Annotated in this window: 17 protein-coding genes and 1 pseudogene; 7 read left to right on the forward strand and 11 right to left on the reverse strand. The window is 72.8% G+C overall.

The features are described from left to right. Nucleotides 1-13: 13 nt before the first annotated feature. The 3 genes from FDO65_RS18165 to ureG all read right to left on the reverse strand — a co-directional run bounded on the left by FDO65_RS18165 (nt 14) and on the right by ureG (nt 3,025). Complete coding sequence (locus FDO65_RS18165) at nt 14-1,210, reverse strand: ABC transporter substrate-binding protein (RefSeq protein ID WP_137451166.1); 1,197 nt, start codon at nt 1,208-1,210, stop codon at nt 14-16. Between the two features lie 289 nt (nt 1,211-1,499). Then, entirely contained in the window at nt 1,500-2,138 is a 639-nt protein-coding gene (locus FDO65_RS18170; RefSeq protein WP_166442280.1) for an urease accessory protein UreD, read from the reverse strand. A gap of 86 nt (nt 2,139-2,224) precedes the next feature. Next, nucleotides 2,225-3,025, reverse strand: a complete 801-nt coding sequence (ureG, locus tag FDO65_RS18175; RefSeq protein WP_137451168.1) for an urease accessory protein UreG — start codon at nt 3,023-3,025, stop codon at nt 2,225-2,227. A 226-nt stretch (nt 3,026-3,251) separates the two neighbouring features. Between ureG and FDO65_RS18180 the strand changes: the two genes are divergently transcribed. Further along, the gene (locus FDO65_RS18180; protein WP_166442281.1) at nt 3,252-4,199 is read left to right on the forward strand and encodes an alpha/beta hydrolase; all 948 of its coding nucleotides are present in this window, start codon (nt 3,252-3,254) and stop codon (nt 4,197-4,199) included. A gap of 67 nt (nt 4,200-4,266) precedes the next feature. Here the strand turns inward: FDO65_RS18180 and FDO65_RS22300 are convergent, their stop codons facing one another. Beyond that, a complete protein-coding gene (locus FDO65_RS22300; protein WP_166442282.1) occupies nt 4,267-4,512 on the reverse strand; it encodes a hypothetical protein in 246 nt (81 codons plus the stop codon). A 383-nt stretch (nt 4,513-4,895) separates the two neighbouring features. Here FDO65_RS22300 and FDO65_RS18190 point away from each other — a divergent pair, with 383 nt between their 5' ends. Next, on the forward strand, nt 4,896-5,282 hold the full coding sequence (locus FDO65_RS18190) for an HNH endonuclease (RefSeq protein WP_137451171.1): 387 nt from the start codon (nt 4,896-4,898) through the stop codon (nt 5,280-5,282). A gap of 93 nt (nt 5,283-5,375) precedes the next feature. Here the strand turns inward: FDO65_RS18190 and FDO65_RS18195 are convergent, their stop codons facing one another. After that, entirely contained in the window at nt 5,376-7,913 is a 2,538-nt protein-coding gene (locus FDO65_RS18195; RefSeq protein ID WP_137451172.1) for an FtsX-like permease family protein, read from the reverse strand. Between the two features lie 4 nt (nt 7,914-7,917). Continuing rightward, nucleotides 7,918-8,694 (reverse strand): ABC transporter ATP-binding protein, encoded by a 777-nt coding sequence (locus FDO65_RS18200; RefSeq protein ID WP_137451173.1) that lies wholly within the window; start codon nt 8,692-8,694, stop codon nt 7,918-7,920. A 262-nt stretch (nt 8,695-8,956) separates the two neighbouring features. On the opposite strand from FDO65_RS18200, the gene FDO65_RS18205 reads away from it, so the two are divergent. Beyond that, nucleotides 8,957-10,255: a sensor histidine kinase gene (locus FDO65_RS18205; protein WP_137451174.1), complete on the forward strand. Its 1,299-nt coding sequence runs from the start codon at nt 8,957-8,959 to the stop codon at nt 10,253-10,255. Continuing rightward, entirely contained in the window at nt 10,252-10,950 is a 699-nt protein-coding gene (locus FDO65_RS18210) for a response regulator (RefSeq protein WP_240757705.1), read from the forward strand. Before FDO65_RS18205 ends, FDO65_RS18210 begins: the two co-directional genes overlap by 4 nt. Before the next feature lie 81 nt (nt 10,951-11,031). On the opposite strand, the gene FDO65_RS18215 is transcribed toward FDO65_RS18210, so the two are convergent. From FDO65_RS18215 to FDO65_RS18235, 5 genes are all read right to left on the reverse strand, one after another. Beyond that, complete coding sequence (locus FDO65_RS18215) at nt 11,032-11,721, reverse strand: urease accessory protein UreF (protein WP_240757706.1); 690 nt, start codon at nt 11,719-11,721, stop codon at nt 11,032-11,034. A 42-nt stretch (nt 11,722-11,763) separates the two neighbouring features. Further along, nucleotides 11,764-12,765 (reverse strand): hypothetical protein, encoded by a 1,002-nt coding sequence (locus tag FDO65_RS18220; RefSeq protein ID WP_137451175.1) that lies wholly within the window; start codon nt 12,763-12,765, stop codon nt 11,764-11,766. A gap of 202 nt (nt 12,766-12,967) precedes the next feature. Next, on the reverse strand, nt 12,968-14,671 hold the full coding sequence (locus tag FDO65_RS18225) for an urease subunit alpha (protein ID WP_205850155.1): 1,704 nt from the start codon (nt 14,669-14,671) through the stop codon (nt 12,968-12,970). Further along, the gene (ureB, locus tag FDO65_RS18230; protein WP_137451176.1) at nt 14,672-15,037 is read right to left on the reverse strand and encodes an urease subunit beta; all 366 of its coding nucleotides are present in this window, start codon (nt 15,035-15,037) and stop codon (nt 14,672-14,674) included. 16 nt (nt 15,038-15,053) lie between these two features. Next, the gene (locus FDO65_RS18235; protein ID WP_137451177.1) at nt 15,054-15,356 is read right to left on the reverse strand and encodes an urease subunit gamma; all 303 of its coding nucleotides are present in this window, start codon (nt 15,354-15,356) and stop codon (nt 15,054-15,056) included. A gap of 152 nt (nt 15,357-15,508) precedes the next feature. On the opposite strand from FDO65_RS18235, the gene FDO65_RS22925 reads away from it, so the two are divergent. The 3 genes and pseudogenes from FDO65_RS22925 (at nt 15,509) to FDO65_RS22930 (ending at nt 16,595) form a co-directional block, all read left to right on the forward strand. Beyond that, complete coding sequence (locus FDO65_RS22925) at nt 15,509-15,697, forward strand: hypothetical protein (RefSeq protein WP_240757707.1); 189 nt, start codon at nt 15,509-15,511, stop codon at nt 15,695-15,697. A gap of 103 nt (nt 15,698-15,800) precedes the next feature. After that, a pseudogene (locus FDO65_RS23365) lies at nt 15,801-15,899 on the forward strand (PDDEXK nuclease domain-containing protein); the annotation flags it as partial. A 249-nt stretch (nt 15,900-16,148) separates the two neighbouring features. Beyond that, complete coding sequence (locus tag FDO65_RS22930) at nt 16,149-16,595, forward strand: helix-turn-helix domain-containing protein (protein WP_137451178.1); 447 nt, start codon at nt 16,149-16,151, stop codon at nt 16,593-16,595. Nucleotide 16,596 lies beyond the last annotated feature (1 nt).

The following is a 16,596-nucleotide window of genomic DNA, read 5'->3' on the forward strand; positions in this document are numbered from 1 at the left end:
CGGTCGGCGCCGGTCAGGCCTTGATCAGGCTCGGGTCGGCCGCGTAGACCTCCTTGAGGAGGCTCATGTCGAACAGCTGGTCGGCGGTGACCGTGATCCCGATCTCGCCCAGCGCGGTGATGATCTGGGAGATCAGGGTGTCGGTCATCGTGAACAGACCGTTGGCCTTCGTGTCGGCCGAGACGACGAGCTCGTTCTGAGCGGTGGCCTGCTCGGTCTGCTCGTCGAGCTTGAGGCCGAGATCCTTGCCGTAGGTGTTGACCGCGAGGGCGGCGGCCCCGGCCGGATCGGCCACAGCATCGGTCCAGCCGCGGATCTCGGCGGTCAGGAAGGCCTTGAGCATGTCGCGCTGGGAGTCGATCGTCTCCTGCGCCACGGTGAACGTCTCCGCGGTCAGCGGCAGACCGTTGTCGGCGAACGAGAGCGTGACCGGCGTGAAGCCCTGCGCCTTGACCAGGAACGGCTCGTTGGTCAGGTACGCCATGAAGCCGTCGACCTTCTTCTCGGTCAGCGGCGTCGGCTCGTACTGGACCACGACCTGCGTCAGGGAGGACGGGTCGATGTTGTTGGCCTTGAGGAACCCGGCGAAGATCGCCTGGTTGGTGCCGGCCTGGATGCCGAGGGTCTTGCCGACCAGGTCCTGCGGGGTGCGGATCGGCTTGCCCTCCTCCAGCGAGAGGATGCAGAACGGGTTCTTCTGGAAGGTGCTGCCGATGATCTTCAGCGGCGCGCCCTGCTCGGTGACCAGGCGGGCGGTGGCGTCCGGCGCGGACAGACCGATCGTCACGGTGCCGGCCGCGACGAGCGCGTCCGCGCTCTCGACCGGCCCGGTGACCAGGTCGACCTTCCCGAAGCCCGCGTCGGTGTAGTAGCCCTTGCTGTCGGCGAAGAACTCGCCACCGAACTCGATGTTCTTGATCCAGGACAGCTGCAGCGAGATGTCGCCGTAGGTCCCGGGGGCGACGGACGCCGCACCGGACGAGGCGCTGGCCGAACCACCGGACGCGGCCGCGCTGGTCGCCGAGGACGTGCTGGCCGACCCCGAACCGGAACCGCAGGCGGCCAGCGCACCGGCACCGGCGACACCGAGGGCGCCCAGGCCCGCGATCCGCAGGAACGACCGGCGGCTGGAGGTCGACGCGGCGACCCGCGCGGCGGGGTCGGTCAGGGCCGGCGGCAGCTGCGGGCTACGGGGATCGTTCGAGGTCATCGGGTCCTGCTTTCGCGTCGAGTCGGGCGGCGCCGTGAACAGCACCGGGAGGCAGCGCGCGAACGCTGCACTCGGACACGTGGACGCCACGTCGGTCCGCAGACCGACCCGCCGGACGTGCCGTTGCGCCGAATGTAGGAACGCGGATGACGCGGGGGATGACCGCTGTGTTTCCGGCTCGTTGCCGACCGGCCGGACGAGCCACCCGTCGACCCGCCGTGGCGCGCAGTGATCGCCTGCTCACGAGAACTCGCACGGCACAGCCGGATTCCGGCGGGAGATGGAGCGATCAGCCGCCGTCGGCCATCGACTGCGCCCACCGTCGCGCCACCGGAGCCAGCGGGGAGGTGTGGGTGGTGGCGTCCAGCGACCGGGCGAGGGCACCCGCGGCGTGGAGGTCGAAGCGCTGTCCGGCGACGAGCTCCGGTGTCGGCGGTGGGCGCCAGCCGAGCGCGCTGACCGTGTCGACCACCCGATGCGGCCCGAGCAGACCGGGGTGCGAGCGCTCCGCGGGATCGTTCAGGTCCAGTCGCTCCACCAGCAGCGGTGCACCGCCCTGGCGAACCGTGGTGCGCACGTCGACCGCGCCGCCCCGCTCACCGACCCGGCCCAGCACGACGGTCTCCCGGAGCACGGCGCTCCCGGTCGAAGCGAGGTCCACCGTGGTGACCCGGTCGACGTTGGCGCCGTCGCTGACGACGAACGGTTCCCCGAGCCAGGTCAACCGTCCCCCGTCGGCCACGCTGATCCGGGCCGACCACCGCGACGGCGTCCCGAAGGCGTTGTAGGCGACGGTGCCGGCGGTCTCGACGATCTCCAGCCACGCCCCCGCCCCGACGTGCACGTCGATGACGATGTCGTCGTCGGCGACCAGCACGGCGCTGGTCGCGACCAGTGCGACCACCGCGCCGCGGTCGGTGCTGCGCACCCGGCGGACGGCCAACACCCCCGACCGGAGATCGAGGCGGGCCCGGCCGGGCGCCGCCTCGATGCCGATCCGGGTGAGCGACCGGTTCAGCGCTGCGACCCGGCGCCGGTGACGGGCGCGTGGTCGTGCTCGTGGTCGTCCGGGCCGTGACTGTGCACGTAGCCGCCGTCCTCGTCGGCGTGACTTCGCTGATGTTCCCCGCCTTCGGCGTGGAAGTGCGGGGCCATCGGTCCGGGGTCGACGGCGACGTGGTCGCCGGAGCGGAACGAGGCGAGCACACCCCGCAGCCAGGTCTTGAGTACCTCGATGGAGTCGCGGTCGGTGCGGGACAGGCCGAGCACCGGGCGGCCGTCGCGGGCGGCCTGCGCGTCGGCCACCATCTGCGGCACGTCGACCCCGACGTACGGGCCGAGGTCGGTCTTGTTGACGACCAGCAGGTCGGCCCGGCCGATCCCGGGTCCCCCCTTGCGGGCGACGTCCCCACCACCGGCGACGTCGAGGACGAAGATCTGCGCGTCGACCAGGGCCGGGGAGAACGTCGCGGTCAGGTTGTCGCCTCCGGACTCGACGAGAACGACGTCCAGAGGCGCGAAGTCGGCCTCCAGGTCCTCGACGGCGAGCAGGTTGGCGGTGACGTCGTCGCGGATGGCGGTGTGCGGGCAGGCGCCGGTCTCGACGGCCCGGATGCGCTCGGGGTCGAGCACTCCGGCCGACCGCAGGAAGCGGGCGTCCTCGTCGGTGTAGATGTCGTTGGTGATGACGCCGAGGGCCAGCTCGTCGGCGAGCTCACGGCAGATCAGGGCGATGAGCGACGACTTGCCGGTGCCGACGGGGCCGGCGACACCCAGTCGCAGCGATCGGGTTCCGGCCGGGGCGAGATCGGTCATGGGCTGTGCCTTCCGCTCGGGGATCGACCGCCGGGCCTGACGGTCGAGTCGGCCGGGCGGGACGGGGCGACCCTATACGCGCCGGCGACGGTCCCGTGGCCACGCTTCGCTCACCCCCGGTCCGCCCTCCCCGCGGGTCGCGCAGGACCACCGCCACCGCATCATGGAATGCGGCGGCCCCGGCCGACCCGACGGGGATCCGCGACCACCGGAGGTAGTACGAGCTGTGCGACGCCCCTTCCATCCGCTGTTCTGGACCCTGGCCCAGCTCGGCTCCCGCATCCGCGCCCACGCCCCCAGGGGCACCGAGGATCCGACCCGGCAACTGCCCCCGCTGGAGACCGTGTGGGTCCCCACCCGGCACGGCGACCTGCGCACGGTGCTCCAGCGCCCGGCCGCACCGGATCGTGCCGGCGGGCGTCCGCCGGTGCTGGTGCACCTGCACGGCGGCGGGTTCGTCAACCGGCACCCGGAGCAGGACCGGCACATCGCCCGCCATCTGGCCGACGAGCTGGGGGCGATCGTGCTGCTCCCCGACTACAGCACCGCTCCGCGGGCGGTCTACCCCCGCGCCGAGGAGGAGGTGTTCGACCTGGTCGGGTGGGTCATGACCGATCAGCGGTACGGCTGGGACGGCGGGCGGATCGGGCTGAGCGGGGTCAGTGCCGGCGCCAAACTCGCCATCAACGCGTGCCAGCAACGGCACGCCGCCGGGCTGGCCCGGCCGTCGGCCCTGGTCCTGGTCGTCCCGGTCACCGATGTCGTCGACAACGCCCGGACGTCCGCGATCCGGCGGCCGGTGATCGGGCCGTTCTTTCAGCGGTTCGTCGGCTGGGCGTACTTCCCCGAGATCGCCCGTCGGGCCGAGACCCTCGCGTCACCGCGCTTCGATGCCGCGCTGGCGCAGGCACTTCCGGCCACCCTGGTGCTCACGGCCGAGTACGACACCCTGGCCCCCGAGGCCGACGAACTGGTCGGTGTGCTCCGAGCCGCCGGAGTCGAGGTGGCGCACCACGAATACCCGGGCGCCGACCACGGTTTCGTCGCGACGAAGCCGGTGGGGACGATCCGCGACATGCTGCGTCGGATGGCCGGCTTCCTCGGCCCGCGACTCACCTCGCCGCCGATCGCGGGCGGAGTGCCGGAGCCCGGTACGCCGGGCGACCGGCGGTAGAGACGCGCCGACCCCGTGACCGGCACCCCGGGGTGGGGCGCCGACCACGGGGTCGGGAAGCTCTGGATCAGGCCGAGCGCAGCAGACGCGCGGTGTCGCGGACCGCCACGCGATGGGCGATGCGGACGGCCAGGCGCCGCTCGATCTGCTCGACGGGCAGGGACCAGTGATCGGCGACCCGGCCGGCGAGGAACCGGACCAGGGTCGGGTCCAGCTCGGGGGTCCGGACGACGGCATCGGCGAGGCGTTCGACGTCGGCGTGGGCCGGTCGACGGGGGTCGACGAGGGTTCTCGGGGCGGTTCGTACGGTCATGGTGACTCCTTGGTGTTCAGGTCGGTGCGCGGTGGCGGAGGTTCCGCGGGACCGCAACAGCGTTGGTGTGCGGACGCGACGGCGCGCCTGGGGCCGGTTCCTCCGACTGCGGCGGCAGTGGGTCCGGCGGATCGGGGCCGACGGTGGCCGACCGCCCTGCTCGGGCGGGGTGGCGGGGCTCGGTGCAGTGCGGCACGGCCTCGTGACGATCGTCAGAACAGCCCCCCGGCGTTCTGAATCGATACATCCCACTGTACCGGCGGCCTGGACGGCGCCGCCGTGACACCACCCACACGGGTGGGACGACAGCGGGAACGGCCACGGAACGCGGTGCCGTCGCCGCCTGAACCCGGTCGCCGGATCGCGTTGTTACCGTCGGGCCGATGGGGAGTTCCCCGGGTGGGCAGCTCGGCCGGTCCGACCGGATGGCGGTCATCCTCGCCCGCGACGGCGACCGCTGCGTCTGGTGCGACCGCCCGTTCGGCCGGCTCGTCCCGCCCACCACCGACCACCTGATCCCGCGGGTCAAGGGCGGTCCGTCCTGGCTGGAGAACGAGGTCGCCGCCTGCCGTCGGTGCAACGGCCAGCGCGGCCACCTCGGCCCGGTCGACTGGCTGGCCGAGTGCGAAAGACGTTGCTGGGCTGTCCATGTCACGGCCATCGGCGCCGCGCTCGACCGGCTGGCCGCCGCGATCGTCGAGCGCGGCGGACAGCGCCGGGCCCGGCAGTACCTCCAGACCCAGCGCCGCCGCTTCGCCCGCCGCACCTGACTCCCCCACCCCCGCACCCCCGCCCGACTTGGTAAAGACGGTCGCTGTTTCGTCGGGCAGACGGCGTGTACTCCCCAGTCGCGAGCGGCCCGGTCAGCCGACGTCCACCAGGGCGGCCACCGGCGCGGTGCGGGCCGCCCGGCGGGCCGGCAGCACCGAGGCCAGCAACCCGGCCACCACGGCGCCGCCGAGTACGGCGAGGATCTGCCCCCACGGCAGGTCCATCACCAGCGCCTCCCCCGCCGTGGTGATGACGGCCGACGCCCCGGCCCAGCCGAACAGGATGCCGGCGAGGACGCCGACCAGGGTGCCGGCGACGGCCAGCAGCACCGCCTCGATTGCGAGCATCCGCCGCAGCTGTCCGCGTTGCAGGCCGAGAGCCCGCAGCAGACCGGACTCGCGGGTCCGCTCGACCACCGACAGGCTCAGCGTGTTCGCGATCCCGACGACGGCGATGACCACCGCCACGGCGAGCAGGCCGATCGCGAACGTCAGGATCTGGCTGAGGCCCTTCTGCTGGTCCGTGCGGATGGGCGCGGCGCCACCGACCTGGATCCCGTTCTCCCCCACCGTGAGACGGTTGACCTCGGCGACGATCTCGGTCGACCGGGACTGGTCGGCGATGGTCGCCCAGACCACCGTGGCCGGCGCGGTGGCCGACAACAGGTTCAGGGTCGACGCGGCGACGACGACACTCGCTCCGTTCTGCGTCCCGGCCAGACCGACCGGGGCCTGCCGCACGGCCAGCGCCGCGGTCGTCGTCCCGTCCGGCGCGGTCAGCCGAGCGGTGACCCCTTCGACCGGGCCCTCGATGCCCCAGTATTCGAGGTCGATCAGCACCTCGCCGGGAGCCGGTTGCACGGGCGCCGGCACCCCACCGGCCGGCGCTCCGAGCACGGTCACCGGCTCGGCGAGATCCTGACCGCCGACGGACACCGACAGCGTCGCCGCCGCCCCCGGGAGGGTGACCACGTCGCCCATCCCCGGCACCGCGGCCAGCCGGGCCACCAACGACGGCGCCTGCGTGCCGAGCGCACCGTCGGCGGCCGACAGCGTCAGGTCGACCGGATACCGCTCGGCCAGTTCGCGATCCAGGGTGGCGGCGGCCGATGCCGAGCCGACCAGCAGGGTGACGATGAGGCCCACACCCACCATCAGCGCAGTACCGCTGCTGGCCGTGCGGCCCGGGTTGCGCAGCAGGTTGCCGGCCGCCATCCGGCCGGGCACGCCGGCCAGCCGACCGACCGACCCGAGGGCGGCGATGAGCGGAGGCAGGAACGTCCGGCTGAGCAGCAGCACGCCGGCCGCCGTCGCCGCCCCGCCGAGCAGGGCCAGCTCGAACCGACCGGCCGTCGCCCCGTGGACCAGCGCGACCAGGCCGGGGACGGCCAGCACCAGCGCGACCACCACCCGCACCCGGGACTGCCGGGCCGCCGATGCCGCGTCGCTGTCCACCGGGCGCAGCGCGGCCAGCGGGGCCACCCGCATCGCCGCGGCCGACGGCACCCAGGCCGCCACGACGGTGACGACCACCGCCGCGATCGCCGTGACCACCAACCCGACACCGTCCACCGCGAGACCACCGGTGGACACGCCGAAGAACCGGGCGACCCCGAAACCGCCGGCCACGCCGATACCGACCCCGAGCACACCGCCGATCGCGCCCAGCACCGCCGCCTCCAGGAGCACCTGCGTGCGGACCTGTTCACGGGTCGCCCCGACGCAGCGCAGCAGGCCGATCTGCCGACGCCGCTGGGCGATGAGGGTCGTGAACGTGGTCGCGATGACGATCATGGCCACGACGATGGCGACGACCGCGAACCCCGTCAGGACGTCCCCGAGCACCCGGACCTGCTGTTCCGCCACCTGCGCGGCCGTGGCCGACGCCGCTGCGGCCGTCTCGACGGTGGCCGACCCGGAGGTGGCCGCGCCGATCGACTGGGCCAGGGCGTCGGCGTCCCCGCCGCCGGTCACCAGCAGAAAGGACGGGGTGGTCCGCGGGAACAGCGCCTCCAGTGCGGCCGCGGTCACGTACCCGACGTTGGCCCCGCCCGGCGACCCGACCGCGTCGACCAGACCGACCACGGTGAACGTCGTCCGCGGGGTCGCCCGGGCCGTGGCCGCTGCGTCGGTGCTCGCCGACGGCACCGGCCAGCCCTCCACCGTCAGCGTGCCGCCCACGGGCAGATTGCCGCGGTCGGCGGTGTCCCGGGTCAGCAGGATCTCGTCGTCACCGGACGGCCACCGCCCGGACGACAGGGTCGTCCACCGCAGGGCCGGGTCGTCCGGCAGGCTCCGCGCGCGCAGCCAGCCGCGGGAACCCTCCGCGGTGTAGGCCCCGAAGTTGTCGGCGACCGGGGCGACCGCGGAGACCCCGGGGACGGCGCGCACGTCGTCGACCAGGATGTTCGCCGCGGCCGGGTCGTACGTGGCGTCCCCGTCCGGGACGACGACGACATCGGCGGTGCGGTACTGGGCGGCGGCCGCGTCGGCCACGGCGGCCCGGAAGGTGGCCGAGAAGACGCCGGTGGCGGAGATGAACGCGGTCCCGATGAGGATGGCGACGGTGACGGCGACGAACCGCCCGGGAGTCGCCCGCAACTGGGCGACGGCGGTGTGACGGATGCTCATCTGCTCACGCATCCAAGGGGCGCAGGGTGGCCAGGATGTCGTCGGTGCTCGGCCGGTCCAGGTCGCCGGCCACCCGGCCGTCGGCCAGCAGCAGCACGCGATCCGCGTACGAGGCGGCCACCGGGTCGTGGGTGACCATGACGACGGTCCGCCCCTGTTCCCGGACCGCGCCCCGCAAGGTGGCGAGCAGCGCGTGCCCGCTGCGGATGTCCAGTGCGCCCGTCGGCTCGTCGGCGAAGATCACCTCCGGGTCGGTGACGAGCGCCCGGGCCACCGCGACCCGCTGCTGCTGGCCGCCGGACAGTTCGGCCGGGCGGTGCCGCAGGCGATCCGCCAGCCCCAGGGTGGCGACAATGCGCTCCAGGGCGGCCCGGTCGACCCGCCGCCCGGCCAGTTCCAGGGGCAGCACGATGTTCTGCTCGGCGGTCAGGGCGGGCAGCAGGTTGAACGACTGGAAGACGAACCCGATGCGGTCCCGACGGACCCGCGTCAGCTCCCGGTCGGACAACGCCGTGAGATCGGTGTCGCCCAGCAGGACGCGACCCGACGTGGCCTGGTCGAGCCCGGCCAGGCAGTGCATGAGCGTCGACTTGCCGGACCCGGACGGCCCCATGATCGCGGTGAACGCGCCGGCCGCCACCGCCACCGAGAGGCCGTCGACCGCGGTCACCTGGGCGTCGCCGGTGCCGTAGACCTTGACCAGCTGCTCGGCGGCGCAGGCCACCCCGGCGGGTGATCGGAGGCCACCCGTGGCGGTGCTGACGGACGGGGACGACGTCATGTGGGGGTCGCTCCTTGTGGTGGGACGGTGCGGCCGGTGGGCCGCGATGGTCGTGCTCGACGCTAGGAACTCCGCGGCCCACGCACAGCGGACTCGGGTCGTCGGTACGGCCGGGGCGGGTGCCGCCACCGGGGGACCCGGTACGACCGTGGTCCCACCTTCCCGACGCCCGGCTGCGACCGTGGTCGCGGATGGGCTGCCCGGGCGGGGGACGGGCCGCCGGGCCGACCGCCGGAGCGGCCGGTGTCCCTAGGCTGGCGGAATGCAGGAGCGTCTGACCCGGTGGCTGTCGGACAGCCGGTGGCCGGGGGACGCCCTGGTGGCGCTGGCCGCCGCGCTGCTCGTCCTGTTCACCGGCGGCAATGGCGGCTACGTCGAGTGGCTGGCCAACACCGCTCTGGTCGCGACGCTCGTCTTCCGACGCACCCAGCCCCGGCTGATGATCGTGATGGTCGCCGGACTGTGCCTGCTGCAGATCCTGCTCACCTCGCGGCCGCTGCTCGGTGACCTGGTGATCGCGGCCGTGGTGCACGCGTCGGCCGCCTACATCGCCGATCGTCGCTGGGGCAAGGCCACGCTGACGTTGGCCCTGGTGGGCGCCGGTCTGGCCGCCGTCCGCTGGAGCGTGATCCCCGACTCGATCGCCGCCAACGACGCCCCCGGCGTGGTCACCGAAGTGCCCACCGTGCTGATGAACTTCCTGGCCGGCGCGGCTGCGGTGACCGTGATGTACCTGCTGGGCTCCCGGCAGCGGGACCGCCGCGAGCGGGCCGCCGAGCAGGTGTCGGCGATGGAGGAACGCACCCGGCTGCTCACCGCCGAACGCGACCGGCGGGTGGAACTCGCCGCCGCCGCCGAACGGGCCCGCATCGCCCGCGACCTGCACGACATCGTCGCCCACTCGCTCGCCGTCATCGTCGTGCAGGCGCAGGGGGCGCGGGCCGCGGCGCTCGCCGATCCGTCGGTGGCCCCGGCCGCGCTGGACACCATCGCCGAGACCAGCCGGGACGCCCTGGCCCAGATGCGGCAGATGGTCGGGGTGCTGCGGGCCGGCGGCCCGGACCCGACCGGTCGACCGGCCGATGACGGTCCGGTGCCGGGCGGGTCGGTCCGGACGGCCCCGCTGCAACCGGCGCCCGACCTCGCCGCCCTGCCCGCGCTGGTCGAGGCGGTCCGCACCACCGGGCTGCCGGTGCACCTGCAGGTCTCCGTCCCCCCGGACCTGCCCGTCCCCGTGCAGCTCACCACCTACCGGATCGTCCAGGAGGGTCTGACCAACGTGCTCAAACACGGTGGGCCGGCAGCGTCCGTCCGCATCACCGTCACCGGCCCGCAGCCGTCGCCCCTGGGGCCGGCCCTGCGGGTCACCGTCATCGACGACGGACGCGGCGCCGCCGACGATCCCGCCGCCCCACCCGGCGAGCCCGGGCACGGGCTGCGGGGCATGCGGGAGCGGGTCGAGCTCCTCGGCGGCGATCTGCGCGCCGGCGCACGACCCGGCGGCGGATTCGCGATCACCGCCGTCCTGCCCGTCCAGCGACTGGTTCCGGGGCGTTCGTGAGCGCGCCGGACGGGGTGATCGGGGTCGTCCTGGTCGACGACCAGCACCTGGTGCGCAGCGGGTTCCGGATGCTGATCGACGCCCAACCCGACATGCAGGTGGTCGGAGAGGCCGCCGACGGCGGCGCCGCGGTCGACCTGATCGAACGGCTCGCCGACCGGGTCGGCCCCGGCGACGTGATCCTCATGGACGTGCGGATGCCCGTGCTCGACGGCGTGGCCGCCACCCGGGCGATCCGCGCGCGGCGGGGCCCGGCGTCCCCCCAGGTGCTGGTGCTGACGACCTTCGACCTCGACGAGTACGTGCACGCCGCCCTGCACGCCGGGGCCAGCGGATTCCTGCTCAAGGACGCCCGCCCCGAGGACCTGCTCGGCGCCGTCCGCGCCGTCGCCCGCGGCGATGCCGTCGTCGCCCCCAGCGCCACCCGCCGACTGCTCGACGCCTTCGCCGGCCGGCTGCCCGTCGGCGGCGACACCGGCCCGTCCGGCCCCGACCCGCTCGCCGCGTTGACCGACCGCGAACGGGAGGTGCTCGTCGAGATCGCCCGCGGCGCCACCAACGCCGAGATCGCCGCCACCCTCTACATGGCCGAAGGCACCGTGAAGACCCACATCGGTCGGCTGCTCACCAAACTCGAGGCGAGGGACCGGGTCGCCCTGGTGCTGGTGGCCCATCGGGCGGGGCTGCTGACCTAGTCCGCCGCCCCGCCCGCGACTTGGTAAAGAACGCCGCTGTTTTGTCGCGGAGGCGGCGTGTTGCGCCCAGTCGCGAGTGCTTCAGGCGCGGAACAACCGCTGCCCCGCCACGGCATGCCGCTCGGCCCATTCTTCGACGAGCGGGGCGGTAGTCGCCGGCAGATCGTCGACGGTTGCGAGACCGGCCAGCGACGAGAGGTTCTCGATGTCCGGTGCGGCCTCGAACACCCACCGGGCGGCGCGGGTGGGGTCCATCGGTTCCAGCTTGAGAGCCGCCGCAGCAACGGTCTGGGCGTCGTCGTAGCCGACGAGCCGGGCGACCTGGGCTGCCGACAGTCCAGCCGCGGCGCCCGCCACGCCGAGTACGACGCCACGACTGGGCTTCCCGACGTGGGTCAGCGCCCGCACACCGAGGTCATCGGGCCACAGCCCGCGCAACAGCCGGAGATAGCCGCGGCCGAGCACCTGTGCGTTGTCCCGCAGGGCGGGGCTGACCGTCCGGGCCCGCCAAGCCTCATCGACGGCCGTCAGCCTGGCGGTCAGGTCATCGGGGGCGGTGGCGTCAAGCACCTCGCGACGCGCCAACACCGCGGCCCCGGCTTCGACCGGGACGACGCTTCGCAGCCGGGCCGTCAGGTAGGACGGGATGTCGTCGACGGTCATTCCCGCGCGCAGCGCCGGCTCGAGTCCGGCCGACTGGGTGTGGGCACCGGTCGGAAGACGAGCGTCGCCCAGCAGCATCAGCAGGACCTCGGCGGACGTGGACGGCACCCGCCGACCGTAACCCGTTCCGCGACTCGGTAAAGCCGGCCGTCAACTTGTCGCCGAGACGGCGTGTTCCGCCCTGTCGCGGTGGCGATCTGACGTCGTCCCTGACCAACCGGCGTCGAGCAGGGCCCGTCGGACCCGGTGGACCGTCGCCGCCGGGGAACCGAAGAAGGCCCGCCCGGTCACCCTGACGACTCGCCAGCCAGCCGCGGCCAGGCCGTCCAGGCGCAGGACGTCGCGGTCGAAGACGAGGGTGTCGGTCCGGTGGTGGTCGCCGTCGTACTCGACGACGACACGGAACTCCTCGTAGACCAGATCGCCACGTCCCAGGAAAGCGCCGTTGCTGGAACGGATGTCGACGTTGAGGCGGGGCTCCGGCAAGCCGCCGTCGAGCAGCCTGAGCCGGAGCAACGTCTCCGGTCGCGATTCGGACCCCTGACGGGCCAACACCACCGCCTGTGCGACCTTGCGGCGGCCGCGCCCCCGGTACGTCGTCAGGCGTTCGGTGAGGTCGGTCAGCGTCACGTACGGGCGCCCCTCCTCGGGGTAGACCGAGTCCAGGATCAGGGCGTCGGCGACCGCCACCAGGTCGGGCATCGTCAGGACGAGGGACAGGTGACACAGCAGTGTGGCCGGGTCGATCGTGCGCAGCCCATGCCGTTCGACGATCTGCGCTCCGCGGTCGGAGATCTGCCGAGCCCGCACCCCGGGCCGCCGCGGCGTCCAGGCATCGCCCAGCGCGACGACGTGCAGGTCTTCGGCCCCGTCGTCGAACGGGAGCGGCAACGGCCAGATGCGCGCAGCCGTTAGTGAGCTGAGCGCGACTCCGTTTGGCACCGCTGCCAGCAACGCGAGGCATCGCCGGCGTAGGGCCACCGCACCCGACTCGTGCTGCCAGTCGGCGGCGCTGCCGGCGACGATCCGTACGCCGTGGTGGGGCGCCCAGACGTCCCGACGGCGAAGTCGCGACGGCGGGACCTGACTGGAACCGACCAGGATCGGCCGGTCGACGAGGTTGTCCGGAAGTGGCCAGGGCGCTCGGGGCATGCGCAGAGGATGGGCCGGGCGTCCGACACGCACCCGAAACTGTCCACATCCGTCGGAATGACGGCCCGGTCATCCCCAGACCGTGGCGAGGCCTTGACGCCTTCCCGACACCCGACGGCGCGCGACTGAGCGCAACACGCCGCCTCCGCGACGGAACAGCGGCGGTCTTTACCAAGTCGCGGGGGACGTCAGCGCGGCGCCCCTAGAACATCGAGTACAGCTGCGCCAACGGCAGTTCCGTCGCCGGAGCGGGCTCGACGCGTTCACCGTCGATGGAGATCTGGAACGTGTCGGGCTCGATGTCGATCTTGGGCAGCGCGTCGTTGTTGATCATCTGGGCCTTGCCGACGTCGCGGGTGGGCTTGACGCCGACTAGCTCTCGCCGCAGCCCGAGCCGACCGGCCAGGCCGTCGTCCAACGCGCGCGGGGCGACGAACGAGACGGACAGGTCGGCGCCGATCGCGTCGGTCAGCGCCGGGCGCATGAGCACCGGCTGCGGCGTCGGGATGGAGGCGTTCGGATCACCCAGCGCCCCCCAGACCAGTCCGCCGCCCTTGATGACGACGGACGGCCGGAACCCGAAGAACTTCGGCTCCCACAGCACCAGGTCGGCGAGCTTGCCCGGCTCGACCGAGCCGACGACGTCGTCGATGCCGTGGGTGATCGCCGGGTTGATCGTGTACTTGGCGACATACCGTCGGGCGCGCAGGTTGTCGGCCGGCAGGCCGCCACCGAGATCGCCGCGGCGGTTCTTCATGACGTGCGCGACCTGCCAGGTGCGGGTGATGACCTCGCCGATCCGGCCCATCGCCTGCGCGTCCGAGGACGTCAGGGAGATCGCGCCCATGTCGTGCAGGATGTCCTCGGCCGCGATGGTGGTGGCCCGGATCCGCGACTCGGCGAAGGCCAGGTCCTCGGGGACGGCCGGGTTGAGGTGGTGGCAGACCATCAGCATGTCGAGGTGCTCGGCGACGGTGTTGACGGTGTGCGGCAGCGTCGGGTTGGTCGACCCGGGCAGGACGTTCGGCAGGCCGGCGATCGAGAGGATGTCCGGGGCGTGCCCGCCGCCGGCGCCCTCGACGTGGAATGCACTGATCGAGCGGCCATTGATCGCCGCGACCGTCGAAGCGACGTAACCGGCCTCGTTCAACGAGTCGGAGTGCAGCGCGACCTGCAGGCCCCACTCGTCGGCCGCGGTCAACGCCGCGTCCACGGCGGCCGGGGTGGACCCCCAGTCCTCGTGCACCTTGAACCCGCCGGCCCCGGCCAGGGCCTGCTCGGCCAGCCCGGCGACCGAGGTGGTGTTGCCCTTGGCCAGCAGCAGCAGGTTGATCGGGTACGGGTCGATGGACCGGTGGATGGTCTTCAGGTGCCAGGGTCCCGGCGTCACGGTGGTCGCCTTGGTGCCCTCGGACGGGCCGGTGCCGCCGCCGCCCAGAGTGGTCAGCCCGGTCGCCAGGGCCTCGACGATCTGCGACGGCGAGATCAGGTGCACGTGGGTGTCGATGCCGCCGGCGGTGAGGATCTTGCCCTCGCCGGAAATGACGTCGGTACCGGGGCCGATGACGAGCTGCGGGTGCACGCCGTCGGCGATGTCCGGGTTGCCGGCCCGGCCGAGGGCGACGATCCGGCCGTCCTTGATGCCGACGTCGGCGCGGACGATGCCCCAGTGGTCGAGCACGATCGCGTTGGTGATGACGGTGTCGAGAGCCCCGGCGGCGTTGGTCATCTCGCCCTGGGCCATCGATTCGCGGATCGACTTGCCGCCGCCGAAGACGGCCTCCTCGCCGCCCGCGGTGTAGTCGTCCTCGACCTGGATCCACAGATCGGTGTCCCCGAGCCGGATCTGGTCGCCGGTGGTCGGGCCGTACAGGGCCGCGTACTCGGACCGGGAGATCTGCACCATCTACTTGCTCCCGTCGCGCGTCGCGGAATCGAGGTCGTGCTGGTCGGCCGGCTTGATCTGCACGCCGGGGACCCGGCGCTTCCCCTTGAAGGCGACGGCGGAGACGGTGCGGGACGCACCCGGCTCGAAGCGTCGCGAGGTCCCGGACGGGATGTCGAGCCGGAAGCCGTAGGCGGCCTCGCGGTCGAAGTCCAGGGCGGCGTTGGTCTCGGCCAGGTGGATGTGCGAGCCGATCTGCACCGGCCGGTCGCCGGTGTTGAGGATGGTCAGCTCGATCCGCTCGTCGGCGGAGCGGTCGGCGTTGAGTTCGATGGTGCCCTCGGCGACGCGGATGGCGCCCGGGCCGAAACTGCTGGACGAAGCCATGTCGGTCTCCTGCGTCTCAGGCGATCGGATCGTGGATGGTGACGAGCTTGCGGCCGTCGGGGAACGTGGCCTCCATCTGGACCTCGACGAGCATCTCGGCGACGCCGTCCATCACCTGGTCCCGGCCGAGGACCTCGCGGCCCTGCACCATCAGGTCCTCCACCGACTCCCCGTCCCGGGCCCGCTCCACCACCCACGTCGACAGCAGGGCCACCGACTCCGGATAGTTCAGCTTCACCCCGCGGGCCAGACGGTCGCGGGCGACCATCCCGGCCACGGCCAGCAGCAGTTTCTCGGTGTCCGACGGCGTCAGGTGCACCACGGCCTCCTCTTCGACGGGCGGGGCGGGCCGGCGCCGTCAGGGGTGACGGCGGACGAGTCCGTGGGGATTGTGGCAGCCGGCACGTTTCCGTGGTGTGACGGGTCACCGGTCTGAGATCGGGTGTCGTACCCCGTTGATAGGTTGCCGGCATGGCGATGGCCGCTGACCAGCCCCGACAGACCTCCCCGGTGGGCGGCAGCGTGACGGTCCGCGGGCCCGAGTCACGCGACCGCCCTGTCGACGATGCCGCCGGGCTCACCCACCTCGACGTCATCCGCGGCCATTCCCAGGCAGCACGCGAACGGTACGCGGGCCTCCTCGATCGTCTCGGCCGGTGACGGAATCGACGCCACCGCTGCGGGCCGAGTTCCAGGCCGCCGTCGCCCTCCCGCAGCGGGCCGCGCTTCCCGATCCGATGCCAAGGGCTACTCGCCCCGAAACCTGAAGTCGGTACGCGCGTTCGCTGCCGCGTGGCCGCGGGAGGCAATTGTGCAACAGGCTGCTGCCCAATTGCCCTGGGCCCATCACGTCATCCTGCTGAACAAGCTCAACGACCCTGACCAGCGGGGATGGCACGCAGCAGCGTCGATCGAGCACGGGGTGGAGCCGTACCGTGCTGGCCCATCAGATCGACACCCGGCCGCTCAAGCGAGCCGGACAGGCCGTCATCAACTTCACCCGCACCCTCCCTACCGCCGACTCGAACCTGGCGCGATAGCCCCTCGGTGCACACGTCCGCACCCTCGACCACTCGTTGCGTATGCTTCGAATAGCGAGGAAGGAGCCGTCATGACGGCAGACGTGGCGGGCGGGCCGACCACTGAACAACAGAGTCGAGCTGCGAAGGACGCGGCGTACCGCGTCCACAACATCCTGCGTACCCATTCCGGCGAGACGGTGCCACTGCATGACCCCCAGGACGACGAGCTGACCGTTCCCCGGGCGGCTGCGGAGCTCCTGCGGCAGATCCTCAGCGCCATGGCCGCTGGGGTGCCCGTGTCGGTCATCCCTGCGCATGCCGAGCTCACGACGCAGCAGGCTGCCGATCTGCTCAACGTTTCGCGACCCCACGTCATCAAGCTGTTGGAGCAGGGCGAGATCGAGTACCGGCTGGTGGGAACGCATCGCCGGGTGCTGGCCAGTTCGCTTCGGGCCTTCAAGGAGTCGTCCGAACGTCGCCAGACTGCTGCGGCCGACGAACTCACTCGGCTGACCGAGGAGATGGGGCTGTACTGAC

The sequence above is a fragment of the Nakamurella flava genome, from assembly GCF_005298075.1.
In the GTDB taxonomy this organism is placed as follows: domain Bacteria; phylum Actinomycetota; class Actinomycetes; order Mycobacteriales; family Nakamurellaceae; genus Nakamurella; species Nakamurella flava.